Source organism: Dictyobacter halimunensis (assembly GCF_036245075.1).
The window spans coordinates 2,719,549-2,734,362 of sequence record NZ_BSRI01000001.1; the positions used below are offsets into that span (position 1 = coordinate 2,719,549).

The following is a 14,814-nucleotide window of genomic DNA, read 5'->3' on the forward strand; positions in this document are numbered from 1 at the left end:
GTGTACTGAATTACTTAGAATCTATGGTGAACATGTGCCTGGTGTGTATTTAGCCAGCAATAATGGTAGAGCTAAAAGCGCCTATTATACCGATTAATCACTAACTCATCGATTTGATGAAATTCAATGAAATAATGTTAATGGTTCAATGAAATATAAGTATGCTGTTTTGTAAGAGGAATGGAATGGCGTGAGCGACGGTTAAAGTATTCAGTCAGGAGCGGTTACTGGAATAAATTATTCACTTTTTTCCAGTTCCAGAACAAAAAGTACGCTTAATCTAGAATTGCATTGACAATGATAAACAGTAATGTTATACCCTATTCATTGAAACGCGTATCATATTCAATGAATAGGGTGCTTATATGCTCTGGTGCCCTATGCTTCTTTATCTGACATCGCTACTGGTGGCGATGAGCAATGGTTTTACGTTCTCACATCGAAACCGTCGTGACGATCTATGGAGATCGTTCTGTTGCTGGTATGTATCCAGCAGGAGGAGCTATGACGAGGAACCGTCGTATTTTTAGCTTTGCGTGCGTGCTGGTGCTGGCGGCGCTGTGCCTGGGGGCGTTTAGTCTGAGCACCTTTTCGCGCACGGTGAAGGCGAGTGGGAGCCTTCCAACCGGCCTGCATGTTGTGAGCGGCCAGATCCAGGATGGGAGCGGCCATGTGATCGTTCCCCACGGCGTCGATCGCTCGGGTTCGCAGTATCAATGCGTTAAGAGTGGAGGCAGTACGTTTGATGGTCCCAATGACCAGACATCAGTAAGTATAATGACCAGCTGGAACACCAACATTGTGCGTGTGCCTCTCAATGAGGATTGCTGGCTGGGCATTAATGGTGAGCCGGCTGACGGCGATTCGAGCGCCAAGTATCAGCAGGACATCATTAATTATGTGAATCTCCTGAATCAAAATAATCAGATCGTGATTCTGGAGCTGCACTGGAATGCTCCCGGTGGTCAGCAGGCACAGGGCCAGCAGCCGATGCCAGACGCGGACCATGCTCCGGCCTTCTGGACCTCGGTCGCCAACACATTCAAGAACAATTCTTCGGTGATGTTCGATCTGTATAACGAGCCCTACACCAATAGCTGGTCCTGCTGGCTCAATGGTAGCTCGGGCGCCAACAGTAGTCCCTGTAACGATACCGCTTTCGCGGTGGCGGGCATGAAGACGCTGATCAGCACCGTGCGCAACACCGGGTCGACCAACGTTATCCTGTTGGGTGGCCTGCAGTACGCCAACGATGTCTCGGGCTGGCTGAACCAGGTGCAGCAGCTGCCATCGAACCTGCAGAGCAACCTGGTCGCTTCGTTCCATATCTATCCCAACAACGCCTGCATCAGCACGAGCTGTCTGGACAGCAATGTGGCGCCGATCCAGTCCAAGTTCCCGGTCATCGCGGGTGAGATCGGTGAGTACGACTGCGCCTCCGGCTTTATCAACGGCATCATGCCCTGGTTTGATAGCCACAACATCGGATACCTGGGCTGGGCCTGGAACACCAATAGCTGCACCGGCACGCCCGCGCTGATCAGCGATTTCAACGGCACGCCGACCGCGTACGGGCAGGGCTTCAAAGCTCACCTGGCCACCCTGAACAATGGTGGTGGCGGCGGCGGCGGATCAACCGTTACTGATCCCTTGAATGACTATAGCAAGATCTTCGTCCATTCCAGCAATCTGACCTTTGACAATACCAACACGACTTACTTCAATAATGACTCATCACGCCTGACGCGTAGCGCTACCTCGGCTGAGTGGGCCGTCTGGAAGCAATCGGGCATGACGCAGTTCGTGGCCGATACCTACTACTGGCCCGGTCAGACCGGAGTGAGTGACTTCCAGTTCTATACCTCGCCTGACAACAGCACCTATACCCAGGCCAGTGCTCAGTCGAATAATATGGGCGGCAACTGGACGCATATCCAGTATACGTTGAACGTGCCGGCGGGCACCAACTACGTCAAGATGGTCTTCCCGACCAACGCCACCAATGCCTGGGATCCACAGATCGCGCAGGTGACGATGACCTATACCGCTAGCAGCTCGACACCGACGCCGACACCTCCGACGCCTACTCCGACCAGCACGCCGGTTTCGGGCGGCAGCTGTAAAGTAGTCTACAGCATCACCAACCAGTGGTCTGGCGGCTTCAATGGCGATATCGTCATCACCAATACAGGCTCGACGGCCATCAACGGCCGGACCCTGAAGTGGACCTTCGCCAACGATCAGCAGATCACCAACGGCTGGAACGGCACCTTTACCCAGCAGGGCAAGGCTGTGACCGCGACCAATGTCAGCTATAACGGCACCATCGCCGCTGGCGGCAACACCGATATCGGCTTTAGCGCCAACGTCGGTGCCACCAACAACAACCCGACATCGTTCACGCTCAACGGAGCTTCGTGTTCGTAGGTGCGCCCCTCGCGGGCGCTTCCCACCTCGACCCACGTATGGTGTCCCGTAGGAGCGCCCGTCGCGAGTGTTTATAATTATTCGACCCTTCGCTCATGGCGAGAGCCTCCCTCGCTGCCTATTGGCGTCCCTATCCATCTTCTGAAGATGGGTAGGGACGTTTTTCTGTTCCTTTGAATATACACTAATGGATGGATTATACTACTGCCAGCGTTTATTTTTTTGATCTTGCTATACAACACAAATAATAATGAATTGTAATTCGTCCCAATTAAAGGAGCGGCGGCATTTATGTCAATTTTTGGAATCGTAGTTCTGGTTATAGTTGTGCTGGTGGTGCTGGTATTGGTGGCTTCCAGTCTGTATTTTTATCGCGTGGGGGTCTATCGTCAGCCTAAGGCTTTTCTGATCGATAACCCGGATCTGCAGCCGATCGAGGCTTCGGACCTGCCGATCGAGGATGTTGCCTGGGTGGAGCGGCAGCCGTTCGAGCGCATCGAGATGAAGTCCTGGGATGGTCTGCTACTGCGCGCTTTTTATCTGCCCGCTCCTCAAGCGACGACGAAGACGGTGGTGCTGGCCCATGGCTATACGGGCAGCTCCAAATTGAATATGGGGCCGTTCGCACAGATGTATCATGAGCGGTTTGGCTATAATGTGTTGATGCCCGATGCACGCGGCCACGGCGAGAGCGAAGGCAACTATATCGGCTTTGGCTGGCATGAGCGCCTGGATTATGTGAAGTGGATTCACCTGTTGACGCAGCGGCTGGGCGAGGAGATACAGGTCGTGCTGCATGGCGTTTCGATGGGTGGCGCGACCGTCCTGATGACCAGCGGCGAGCCGCTTCCCACACAGGTTAAGGCGGTGGTGGCCGATTGCGCCTACACCTCGGCCTACGATATTCTGGCCTACCAGGGCAAGCGCATGTACCACATACCCGCCTTCCCATTTGTGGACCTGACCAGCCTGGTCTGCAAGCTACGCTCCGGCTTCTTCTTTCAGGAGGCATCGGCCCTCAAACAGGTCCAGAAGACCAGCCTTCCCATCCTGTTTATCCACGGTGAAGAGGACACCTTTGTGCCGACCGCGATGGTGCACCAGCTCTATGCCGCCTGCCCAACCTACAAAGAACTCTACGTGGTTCCCAACGCCGGCCACGGCCTGGCCTACGACACCGATCCCGCGACCTACACCCGCCGCTGCCAACAGTTCCTATCCCGCTTTATTGTCTAGTACAAACAGGGAAATAACCTGGACCGATCTCCTCATGAACGCCGGGAGGAGTGGACTTGAAACCATCTCTACGATGAAACGCGTTGGATGTTCACCCACTGCTCTCTGGACAGTTCAAAAAGGCAAGCTGGCTCCTGCTGGTGCGTTTTGTAAAAGAACGTTGGTCGCACCTGTTGTAGGCAAAACCCCAGCTTTTCCAAGACATGTCGGGAGGCAGTATTGCGTTCAAGACAGCCAGCCGTGACCAGGAGCAGGTTAAGTTCATCAAAAGCATAAGCCAGGACCAGGAGGCCCGCTTCGGTTGCCAGACCCCGACCCCAGTAGGGCCTGCCGATCCAGTAGCCCAACTCTGCCCGACGAGCTTCTGGTTTGACCTCGATCAAAGAGCAAATGCCAACACATTTGTGCTCTTCGCTGATCACGGCAAAGCTATACAAATGTTCTGCTTGCCTGCCTTCCCTGGCTCGTTGGACAAAGTGGAGCGCTTCATCAGCAGGATACGGAAAGGGAACGTTAGACATTTCTCCAATAGCAGGATCTGAAGCGAGCTCCTGAATCGCCGCTATGTGGTGCTGCTCAACTGGTTCAATGCGCACATGGGCTTGCTTCATCGTCGCCTCTCTTAAAGATTGGCCCGTGGGGGATGGGCGAGTGGGCAAATATCCCATCATTTGTAATCGAGCCATTGTTTACGTTTCTTTCTATATGGGCATTATACATTGTGCATGCAGAAGATGTGTAAGCTTTTCCCGATCTATCACATGTGAGTTTGGGGACTAAATACGGCTGTTGTTCTATAAATAATGGAGAAGCAAGAAGGAGCGGTCTGTGGCTGAGACACAAGATGAGACGTCGAAGATTCCTTTTCCTATAACCATTGAGCTGGAACCAGAGAATGCGGAAGAGTGGCACTTGCTCAATGTGAGCAGGCTGGGCCAAAATTTTATCCGCGAGCTGCCGGGCGGCGAGTATACTGTGCTTTACGATGGCGACGACCAGGTGCGCGGCGTCGATACCTTTGTCGTCCATGTGCTGATGGAGCTAACGACTGCCGCGACCTATCTCTGGGATCAGCGGGCGGCGGTCGAAGATGGGGTGCAGTTCGCTAGCACCACTGTCTCTATCTGTACGGGCATCGTTTCGCTGTTGAAGCACCTCAAGGATGCGCGGAAGAAGCAGCCAGACGGGGATTCCCAGGGCATCACTTTTACCGTTGAGGTGGATGGCAAAAAGGTGACGGTTCAGGCGTCCGAGCTTGAGGATGCCGAGGCGGCCGTCAAACTGGTCCGGCGCTTGCTTGAGCCCCCTCCAGCGGGCAAACAGATAACCACAAAGAGCAAGGTCAAGGTCCGTGGGCGTGTCTCCAAAGCGCAGGGGAAGCATAGTCGTTAAATGGTAAACCGTACATGGCAGCCGGGAGCAAATGATGTAATTGCGGGGTAATAAGTACTAAAAAGATTTGGCTGGAACATGTGATCTATGTTATACTGAAGGTCAGAAGCTACGGTTGATTTGCTTTGTTGAATTGGAGGTAGGTTCTTACTATGCCGTTTCTTTCCATCCATACACTTTCCGGCAATCCAGATGAACTGCTGCAGAGGAAGCAAGAATATATGGACCCGGTTGTACGCCAGATCGCACCTGAATATGGGGCCATCAAGAGTATTACCGTCAGGCAGGCAGATGGCTTAATGACCATCAATCTCTGGGAATCAGCCGAAGGGGCGCAGGCATTCACCCAACGGCCGGAAGTGCAGCAGGCCCAGGCTCGTTCAGGACTCCCCAGGCCAGCTACATTTGAGCGTTACACCGAGGTATACATAGAAGAGTATCAGCAAAAGCCATAGGTTCGCCCCTCGCGGGCAATATGCTCAACTTTAGGAAACGCAGAAATAGAAAGAGAAGCAGTACGTGCGGGGCTTGCCCCCGCTTTGTTTGCTCATTGCTTAGAATTGCCGCAAAAACACGATCAGGCTTCCTGGAATAGGAGGCCTGATCGCTTGAGCGATACATGTTCGTGTGGGGGCAAGAAGCGGGGGCAAGCCCCGCACGTACCGCTCCTTCTTCTATCTATGCATTTTCCCTGCTCAAATGCATTGCCACTTTATAGCCTGCCAGGCCACCAGTTCCATTTGCCGAGCAGCAGGACGATGCCGGGGACGAGTAGGCCGCGCACCACGAAGGTGTCGAGCAGGATGCCGACGGCGACACAGGCGCCCAACTGGAAAAGGATGTTCAGGGGCAGCGTCATCAGGACCGCGAAGGTGCCGGCCAGGATGAGTCCAGCGGAGGTGATGACGCCACCGGTACGCGAGACGGCGTAGGGGACTCCTTTCTCGATACCGCGCCGTTTGGCCTCCTCGCGGACACGCGACATCAGGAAGATGGTGTAGTCGGCGCCCAGGGCGACGAGGAAGATAAAGGTGTAGAGGGGGATGGCATAGTTGAAGCCGTCCTGTCCCTCGACGCGCTCGAAGAAGAAGGCGCAGATGCCGATTGAGGCCAGAAAGTTGAGCGTGACCGCCGCCAGCAAGTAGAGCGGCGCGATCAGGCTGCGCAGCAGCAGGGCCAGCACGATACCGACCAGCAGAATGACCGCCGGCACCACCAGATATGTGTCATGCTGGTTATAGGCCAGGGTGTCCGACAGCTGTGATGTTTGTCCCGCCAGATACAGATTGGCGTGTGGTCCGTTGCCAGCCGGGAACTGCTGGCTGAGCGCCCTGTTCAGGCTGTCCCGGATGGGTCCGATATTGTTGATGGCCGTCAGCGAGTACGGATCATCTTTGAGCACGACCGACAGCTCGAAGGTGCTGTTATCCTGTGACACATACTGCGTGCTGGCCGCGAAGGCGCCAATCGCCTGGATCTGCTCTGGTGTATAGGCCGGAGGCTGTCCCGTCACAGGCGGTTTGCCATTGGTAGGCGGTTGTCCTGTGGCAGATTTACCGCTGTTGGGCGGTTGTCCTGTTCCGGTTGGTTTACCGCCGCTGGTGGGTGGCTGCGTCGGTATCGAGGGTTGCTTACCAGAGCGAATGGCGTCGCGAATCTGCGCGGGCAGGGCGCCGATCGCGGTCTGGAGCTTTTGCGGATCAACCAGGGGATCTTTGCCGGTCGGGCGCGTGGGCCCCTGTACCTGCGCGACCCCGCTGGCCTTCTGGGCGGCAACGGTTACTGCGTCGATCTGGGCCAGGTGCTTGTACGCGTCGGCGTCCGAGCCACTGAGCCTGACCAGAACCGTGGTGGGGGCCAGCGTGCCGGCCGGGAAGTGCTTCTGCAGGATGTTGTAGCCGGTGCTGGAATCGGTGGTCTCTCTGAAGGAGGTCAGGAAGTTAAAGGTCGGGACCGAGCCGATATTGCCCAGCGCCAGGATGATCAGGAAGATGGTGCTGCCCACCACTGCCAGCACGCGATGCCGCGCAGTCCATTGTCCCAGGCGTCCCCAGAAGCCCTTGAGGTCTCCTTCCGCGTCCTGCTGCTGGACCGTAGGATCGTATTTGGGTACAAACGGCCAGTAGGCAGCGCGACCGAGCCAGACGAGCAGTGCGGGGACCAGCGTAAGCCCCGCCAGCAGCATGACAAAGACGGCGATGATCAGGGCCGGCCCCAGGCTGTAGTAGAGGCCGATGAAGGTAAATAGCAGCGTCAGCAGGCCGAGGATCACGGTGCCGGCGCTGGAGGTGATGGCCTCCCCCACGGCGCGCATCGTGTTGCGCATGGCCTCGTGCTTGTCCTGCGTGTGGGCCAGTTCTTCGCGGAAGCGCGAGGCGATAAAGATACAATAGTCGGTGCCGGCGCCAAAGAGCAGCACGGTCATGATCGAGGTTGCCTGCTGGCTGATGCCGACGACCCCGCTCTTGCCCACGAAGCCCAGCAGGGCGTTAACGATCTGCAAGGCCCAGCCCACGCCGATCAGCGGCAGGAAGGCCAGGATCGGTGAGCGATACAGCAGGATGAGCAGGATCAGTACCAGCCCGATGGTGGCCAGCAGCAGCTTGACGTCGACCGCGCCAAAGATAAGCACGGTATCAGTAATCACTCCGGCTGGTCCGGTCACATGGGCCTCCACCGCTGTATCGCGCGTGGTTGATTTCAGGTAGTCGCGCATCTGCTTCACGCTATCCTGAAACTTCGTGTCCGACGAAGAACCGGTCAGCGTCGCGATGATCGTCATGGTCTTGTTATCTTTTGAGACCAGCTGGCTGGCCGCCTGCGGGACCGTGTAGACCGAAAGCACCTTATCCACCGCGGCCGGCTTCTGGCTCGAAACCAGCCAGTCGCTGACCTTCTTGATGGTCGCTTTATCGTCCGAGCTCAGTCCTTTCTCATCGGAGAAGACCAGGATGGCCGGCGTACCACGGCTGCCGGGAAACTTCTCCATCTGCAGCCGCTGAGCAACCTGCGAACCGGCGTTGGATGGAATGTCCTGAGTCGAGGCATTATCATAGACATCCGCTAATTTAGGGGCCAGCGCCACCAGGGCGATCGCGATCACGAGCCAGACCGCGATGGTGACGAACTTGCCGCGCCTGCCGGTCGCTCTATCCGTCACCGCGTGCAACAAACGTGTAATCATACCAACTCCTGAACAGCCCGCGCTACCCTCAGCCGGGCTTCTTTTGACCATTATTTATCGCTTGATAACAATAAAAGGGCATCCATTCCTGCATCAATTTCAGTAAGGAAAGGGTAAATTATCGAGTGATAAGCGAAAACCTGCTTATCAGTATTATTTCTCAGTATCAATGACGCCTGTAAGCGCTCAATCGGGTCTAAAAAAGTACATAAACTCAGAAAAATCACTCGTGAGCCTGGATATTTGCTTATCAAATGATAATTATTGCAAAATTGAGTTCTCATTGTACAATACAAGGTAGCGACCGGCAATGGTACGCGGTGGCGTTCTACAATGATGTATATAGATAGAAAGAATATTGGTGCTATGTCGAAAGCCCTGAATTATGGCAGCTACCTGCGGGTGGATGAGCTCTTGCAGCTGCAGACGCCGAGAAGTAGTGGACCCGAGCATGATGAGCTGCTGTTTATCGTGATTCACCAGGTTTATGAACTCTGGTTTAAAGAATTGCTGCATGAGATAGAGTATTTGCAGAGGCTGCTGTGTGATAATGATGCGGGCCGGGCCGCCCATACGACGCGGCGTATCCTGGCCATTCTTAAAACAGTGGTGGCCCAGCTCGATGTATTGGAGACCCTGACTCCACTTGAGTTTAATTCGTTTCGTGGATTTTTAGAATCGGCCAGCGGCTTCCAGTCGACGCAGTTTCGCGAGCTGGAGTTTATCCTGGGCTATAAGCGTGAAAACGTGATGGGGCACATGGATGATGTTGAGGATGCGCTGCGGCGGCTGCGCCGGCGCTTTGAGCAGCCGACGCTCTGGGATGCCTTCCTGCGCTACCTGGCCATGAATGGTTACGCCATCCCGACGGAGCAGCTGGAGCGCGACGTGAGGTGTCCCGTGCAGGCTTCTCCCGAGGTGCAGGCGCAGCTGGTGGAGGCGTATCGCCACAACGCCACGGTCAGCAACGTCTGCGAGCACCTGATCGATATCGACGAAGGTCTGCAAGAATGGCGCTACCGGCACATGAAGATGGTCCAGCGTACCATCGGCATCAAGCCCGGCACCGGTGGCTCGCCTGGCGCGGCCTACCTGGGCAGCACCCTCAAGCCATTCTTCCCTGATCTGTGGGCGATCCGCGCGCATTTATAATGTATTCGTGCCATGGGGCGAAAATCGGCCGCAAGGGCCGAACCTACGATTATGTATAAAAGGATGATAGGTGTATGACGGTTTCGAACGATATTGCCTACGCGGATGAGCTAGACGAGCAGGATAGCTGCGCGCATTTTCGCGGACGTTTTTTGATCGAGGATGAAGATCTGATCTATATGGACGGGAACTCGCTGGGCCGCCTGCCCTACGAGTCGCTGAGCCTGTCGAATGACCTGGCGCGGCAGCAGTGGGGGAGCCGCCTGATCCGTAGCTGGAACGAGGGCTGGTTTACGGCCCCCGAGCGGATTGGGGCGAAGATCGCCAGCCTGATCGGGGCGCAGCCCGACGAGGTGATTGTCGCTGATTCAACCTCGGTCAACCTCTTCAAGCTGGTGGTGGCGGCGCTGCGCTTGCAGGCGGGCCGCACGCAGATCCTGACCGACGACCTGAACTTTCCCTCAGACCTCTATATTTTGCAGGGCGCGATCGACATGCTCGATAAGCAGCACCAACTGCGGGTGGTCCCCTCGTCCGACGGTATCTATGGTCCCGTGGAGAAACTGCGGGCCAGCCTGAACGAGCAGACGGCGCTGCTGACACTATCGCACACGGTCTTCAAGAGTGGGTATATGTATGACATGGTGGCGCTGACCGAGGTTGCCCATGCTGCCGGGGCGCTGGCGCTGTGGGATCTCAGTCATTCGGTGGGCTCGGTGCCCGTGGACCTCAATGCCGCTAACGCCGACCTGGCCATCGGCTGCACCTACAAGTACCTGAACGGCGGACCTGGTGCGCCGGCCTTTCTATACATCCGGCGTGACCTGCAGGAGCGGCTCATCAATCCGCTCACCGGCTGGATGGGACAGCAGAATCTGTTCGGCTTCGACCTGAAATATGAGCCCGCCACGGGCCTGCGCCGCTTCCTGACCGGGACTCCGCCGGTGGTCTCGCTCTCCCTGATCGAGCCGGGCGCCGATCTGCTACGCGAGGCCGGCATCGAGCAACTGCGCGCCAAATCGCTGCGCCAGAGCAGCTACCTGATCGACCTCTGGGAGACCCAGCTGGAGCCGCTCGGCTTCACCTTGAAGTCTCCTCGTGAGCAGGAGCTCAGGGGCTCGCACGTCTCCCTGGGCCATGCCGAGGGACTGCGCATCGACCTGGCCCTGATCAACGATATGCGCGTCCTGCCCGACTTTCGAGCGCCCGATAACATCCGCCTGGGCATCACCCCCCTCTACACCACCTATCGCGACATCCATCAGACCGTCCAGCGGCTCAAGCAGATCGTGGTCGAACGCATCTATGAGCGCTATCCCACCGAGGCACCGATCGTCACCTAATGCCAGGGTGTTGCCAGCAATTGAGAACGGTGCTACGTTATTCGGAAACGAGCCCTTTTGTCTTAGCAAGATGTGAAAATAGCTTTGTAAAGACAAAAGGGCTTTTTGCTGTATGCTCATTTATAGGCGTACAGATCTCTTGAGAGCATCAAGTGCTTCTCGATAAATTTTATAATACCATTGATGATAGTTTTGTATGCATCTTCCAGTATCTCTTATTCGTATATATAATATGTGTTTAAATATTTAAATATTTTTGTATTGGAGAAATCAATGCAAGTATATCAAGTCAGGAAAAGCTATAAAAATTTTCTTTTCCTGATTATCGCTCTGTTAGCTGGTATCGCCGCCTTTTTAAACACGACTCCTGCAGCGGCGGCTCCAATGATTGCAAGTGCAACTACCTCTCATGACTGGTCTATGTATGACTTCGGATCACAGCATACAAATGCTAACCCTTATGAGACGACCGTTTCAGTCGCTAATGCATCTCGCCTCGCACCCGCCTGGCATCAGCCGCTGACCTATTCCGCGTACGCGCCCACATCGATTGCTCATGGTATCGCCTATACTTCTGACCAGAACGGCCTTGCGGCTTTCGATGCGACCACAGGGAAGGTGCTCTGGAAAAAATCGTCAATAAATGATCGCAGTCTGGATAGCGCCCCGCTGATCGCTAAAGGTCTGCTCATTTCGGAGCCAGGTATGCAGGGGGAGATTGTTGCCTACGATGCGACCACAGGGAAGACAGTCTGGACCCATGAGGGCTTGATCGGTCCAGCGCCTCTGACCTATAGCAGCGATAAAATCTATGTGGGGACACTGACACAAATATACGCGTTGGATGTGTATACAGGCAAAACTGCCTGGTCATATAATACCGGTGGAACCAGTAACGCGTATGTAGCAGCTACCCAATCGGCACCGGCTATCGCCAATGGCATCGTTTATACAACGATATCAGTGGTGGCTGAATCGGCAACGTTGCTCGCGCTTGATGCGAAGACCGGCAAAAAACTCTGGCAATATAATACGGGCCGGAGTAGTTACAAGAATGAGCCAAACTATATCTCTGGTAGTCCCAGCGTAGCTAATGGACTGGTCTACTTTGATACCGTCAGTCACACCACAGAAGCTTTGAATGCTACGACTGGCAAGCACGTCTGGACCGCTTCAACTGGCGATAGTTTTGCGAGCTCATCGCCAACGCTCGCCAATGGGGTAGTATATTCTTATACTGGTCATGCGCTATACGCCTTTGATGGCTTGAGCGGGAAAAAACTCTGGCTGACGACGCTGAAGGCGACTGGTACTTATCCTACCGGCCCGCGTATTGCTATCGCCAACGGTGTCATCTATGCGGGGCAATCGTTTATTCCCTCGACCCCTGGAACCGTACTCGCCTTTGATGCCAGGACAGGGAAGCAAATCTGGCACTATTCCATAGCTGGTACCAGAGAGACATATAGCCCGATTCTTGTGAATAGCACGCTGTACATTGGTTTTGATGCAAACCTGTACGCTTTTAAGCTCCACTGATATACTGTGATCCTTGAAGCGTTTAGCAGCACACTGGGTTGGGTGTTGAATAGTGCCTGCAGCAACGTACATTTTATATGTGAATGATGATACGTGGTTGCAGGCGCTTTTGCGCATTATAAGGGTGCGCACAGATTTTTCAACACTGAGGATCGAGGCAGTTATGGGCGCAGGCGCCTGAAGAAGGCGCGGATATCATGGATCAGGGCCGCCGGCTGCTCCATGGCCGCGAAGTGCCCGCCCGCGCTCATGACGGTCCAGCGCTGAATGTTGTACTGGCGCCCCGCCAGTGCCTGCGGGGGAGTCGAGATCTCTTTGGGGAAGATCGCCATGCCGGTCGGTACATCTACCTTATAAGGCGAGTAATCGCTGTGAGTGGCCTCGTAGTAGAGCCTCATCGATGAGCCGATGGTCTGGGTGACCCAATAGATCATGATGTTGGTGAGCAGTTCGTCGCGTGTAAAGACCTGCTCAACCTCGCCATGACAGTCGCTCCAGGCGCGAAACTTCTCGACAATCCAGGCGGCCAGGCCGATGGGGGAATCGTTCAGGGCATAGGCTAGCGTCTGTGGCCGCGTCCCCTGAATGTGGCTATATCCGGCTCCATCGGCCTGGAACTGGCGCAGCTGCTCGCGCCACTGCTGCTCCTCCTCGGTTGGCTCATCGTCGCCTGGCTGCAGGTTGAGCGGCACCATATTCACGTGCACGCCAACCAGGTGCTCTGGATAGTCCTGTCCCAGGCGCAGAGTGATGCCGCTGCCCCAGTCGCCGCCCTGGGCGCCGAAGCGCTCGTAGCCCAGTTCCCGCGTCATCAGATCCTTGAACAGCTTCGCGATGCGTGCCACGTTCATGCCGCGCTGGTGTGGTTTGCCCGAGAAGCCATAGCCCGGCAGCGAAGGCACCACCACATCAAAGGCCTCCAGCGGGTCCGCGCCATAGAAGCCTGGATCGGTCAGTGGGCCGATGATCTTATGCATTTCGAAGAACGAGCCCGGCCAGCCATGCGAGATCAGCAGCGGCAGCGGATTGGGCCCTTTGCCTTTCACATGGATGAAGTGGAGCTCCTGCCCATCAATCTCGGTCTTGAATTGGGGAAAAGAGTTCAGCAAGCGCTCCTGGGCGCGCCAATCAAAGCCATCGCGCCAGTACGCGACCAGCTGCTGGAGGTACTCCAGGTTCGTCCCATAATCCCAACCACTATCCTCGATCTCATCTGGCCAGCGCGCCAGCGCCAGGCGCTGCCGCAGGTCAACCAGAACCGCGTCTGGAACCTCAATGGTGAAAGGCCGTACTGCCATATATTTCCTCTACTTTTATACTCTTCTATGCATATTTATGCTCACATCATGCCACAGAACATGCCTTTTCCGCAAATCTTATATCATCCAATTGGATGAGCTTAGAGGATTGTGGTACTAAAAAGAGGTATTTAACATTCATGAGATGGCTTCCGTGCGCAATGGCATCATACTTTTGTCACGAGAAAAACGCGAATGCCCCTGTAGGTGCTGGGGCAAGCCCAGCACCTACGAGGACATTTACGTTTTATTACTTGATAGTGCGTGCCTGCATCTGCTCAGGGGAGATATGCGGGTTATTGAGGATGCCGACCAGGTTATGGCGATCGGTTGGATGGTCAACGAAGTGCATGCCGTTGCGTCTAGCCACGTTGAGCGAGTGTATGTTGTCGCGGTGGACGACGCTGGTGATGCGCGGGAGCTTCAATGTCTTAAAACCGTATTCAATCAGGCGCTGGCATGCCTCGTGAACAAAGCCGCGGCCCCAGTACTCGCGCGATTGGGCGTAGAAAAGCTCGATCTCGGGCGTGCTGAAATCACCGTATTCCAGCAGATAGAACTGCAGCCCCGACCAGCCAATGAGGGTATTGTTCTCTTTGAGCACCATGGCCCACATGCCAAAACCCTGCAACGCGAACTCGCCGATGCGCTGCTCCAACTTCCCGCGCGTCTCCTCAAGCGTACGCGCCCGCTTTTGCCCATCTGGTAAGCGCACAAAGGCCTGGAAGCGGTATACGTCGGGATGTATATCGATGGCGTACTTGACTGGCAGGTCGTCAATGCGCATGGGGCGCAGCTGCAGGCGTGGGGTCTCAATAACCGTCATGCTCATGTCTTTTTCTATATATAGTGACGTAGTAGTACATGGCCGCGAAGATGCTGGTAAACAGAAAAGCGAGCTGCCAGTAAAATCTGTCGCGCTCAGGTACGTCATTGTTCCCGCTGAAATCCCAGGCCATCCAGAGCCAGAATCCGAGCAGCAGAATAGGCAGCAGTGCTATGAGTATCGTGATCGTATTCATTACCGCTCCTCCTCTTTACACAGCACTAATGAAAGTGAATATCTCTACATCAATATCATAACACAACAAATATACAGCATAGATTGCGCTTCAGAAATTGAGGCGAAAAATGTGAAACCTTTCTGCTTTGAATTGTGTTTTGTATATCGAGAATGAATGATGCAGAGGTTATGATTGTGATTTTCTAGCGCCTACAAGCCGACGTGAGGCGTTTTTTGCGG

At 55.0% G+C, this 14,814-nt stretch carries 12 protein-coding genes; 7 read left to right on the plus strand and 5 right to left on the minus strand.

Going from position 1 to position 14,814, the window contains the following annotated elements:
* Nucleotides 1-420: 420 nt before the first annotated feature.
* Both AABA21_RS11110 and AABA21_RS11115 read left to right on the plus strand, forming a co-directional pair.
* Nucleotides 421-2,427 (plus strand): cellulase family glycosylhydrolase, encoded by a 2,007-nt coding sequence (locus AABA21_RS11110; RefSeq protein WP_338249804.1) that lies wholly within the window; start codon nucleotides 421-423, stop codon nucleotides 2,425-2,427.
* A gap of 291 nt (nucleotides 2,428-2,718) precedes the next feature.
* Entirely contained in the window at nucleotides 2,719-3,663 is a 945-nt protein-coding gene (locus AABA21_RS11115) for an alpha/beta hydrolase (protein WP_338249806.1), read from the plus strand.
* 68 nt (nucleotides 3,664-3,731) lie between these two features.
* On the opposite strand, the gene AABA21_RS11120 is transcribed toward AABA21_RS11115, so the two are convergent.
* The gene (locus AABA21_RS11120) at nucleotides 3,732-4,349 is read right to left on the minus strand and encodes a GNAT family N-acetyltransferase (RefSeq protein ID WP_338249807.1); all 618 of its coding nucleotides are present in this window, start codon (nucleotides 4,347-4,349) and stop codon (nucleotides 3,732-3,734) included.
* Between the two features lie 142 nt (nucleotides 4,350-4,491).
* On the opposite strand from AABA21_RS11120, the gene AABA21_RS11125 reads away from it, so the two are divergent.
* Nucleotides 4,492-5,055, plus strand: a complete 564-nt coding sequence (locus tag AABA21_RS11125) for a hypothetical protein (protein ID WP_338249809.1) — start codon at nucleotides 4,492-4,494, stop codon at nucleotides 5,053-5,055.
* A gap of 152 nt (nucleotides 5,056-5,207) precedes the next feature.
* A complete protein-coding gene (locus tag AABA21_RS11130) occupies nucleotides 5,208-5,510 on the plus strand; it encodes a hypothetical protein (RefSeq protein ID WP_338249811.1) in 303 nt (100 codons plus the stop codon).
* 257 nt (nucleotides 5,511-5,767) lie between these two features.
* Here the strand turns inward: AABA21_RS11130 and AABA21_RS11135 are convergent, their stop codons facing one another.
* A complete protein-coding gene (locus AABA21_RS11135; RefSeq protein WP_338249813.1) occupies nucleotides 5,768-8,239 on the minus strand; it encodes an MMPL family transporter in 2,472 nt (823 codons plus the stop codon).
* Nucleotides 8,240-8,605: 366 nt separating this feature from the next.
* Between AABA21_RS11135 and AABA21_RS11140 the strand changes: the two genes are divergently transcribed.
* The 3 genes from AABA21_RS11140 (at nucleotide 8,606) to AABA21_RS11150 (ending at nucleotide 12,273) form a co-directional block, all read left to right on the plus strand.
* Nucleotides 8,606-9,391, plus strand: coding sequence for a tryptophan 2,3-dioxygenase (locus AABA21_RS11140; RefSeq protein ID WP_338249815.1), 786 nt, complete (start codon nucleotides 8,606-8,608; stop codon nucleotides 9,389-9,391).
* 74 nt (nucleotides 9,392-9,465) lie between these two features.
* Nucleotides 9,466-10,734 (plus strand): kynureninase, encoded by a 1,269-nt coding sequence (kynU, locus tag AABA21_RS11145; protein ID WP_338249817.1) that lies wholly within the window; start codon nucleotides 9,466-9,468, stop codon nucleotides 10,732-10,734.
* 273 nt (nucleotides 10,735-11,007) lie between these two features.
* Nucleotides 11,008-12,273 carry a PQQ-binding-like beta-propeller repeat protein gene (locus tag AABA21_RS11150; RefSeq protein WP_338249819.1) on the plus strand — a complete coding sequence of 422 codons (1,266 nt, stop codon included), beginning with the start codon at nucleotides 11,008-11,010 and terminating at the stop codon, nucleotides 12,271-12,273.
* A 161-nt stretch (nucleotides 12,274-12,434) separates the two neighbouring features.
* Here the strand turns inward: AABA21_RS11150 and AABA21_RS11155 are convergent, their stop codons facing one another.
* The 3 genes from AABA21_RS11155 to AABA21_RS11165 all read right to left on the minus strand — a co-directional run bounded on the left by AABA21_RS11155 (nucleotide 12,435) and on the right by AABA21_RS11165 (nucleotide 14,593).
* Nucleotides 12,435-13,571, minus strand: coding sequence for an epoxide hydrolase family protein (locus AABA21_RS11155; protein WP_338249821.1), 1,137 nt, complete (start codon nucleotides 13,569-13,571; stop codon nucleotides 12,435-12,437).
* 250 nt (nucleotides 13,572-13,821) lie between these two features.
* Nucleotides 13,822-14,397 (minus strand): GNAT family N-acetyltransferase, encoded by a 576-nt coding sequence (locus AABA21_RS11160; protein WP_338249823.1) that lies wholly within the window; start codon nucleotides 14,395-14,397, stop codon nucleotides 13,822-13,824.
* Nucleotides 14,384-14,593, minus strand: a complete 210-nt coding sequence (locus tag AABA21_RS11165; protein WP_338249825.1) for a hypothetical protein — start codon at nucleotides 14,591-14,593, stop codon at nucleotides 14,384-14,386. Before AABA21_RS11165 ends, AABA21_RS11160 begins: the two co-directional genes overlap by 14 nt.
* Between the last annotated feature and the right edge of the window lie 221 nt (nucleotides 14,594-14,814).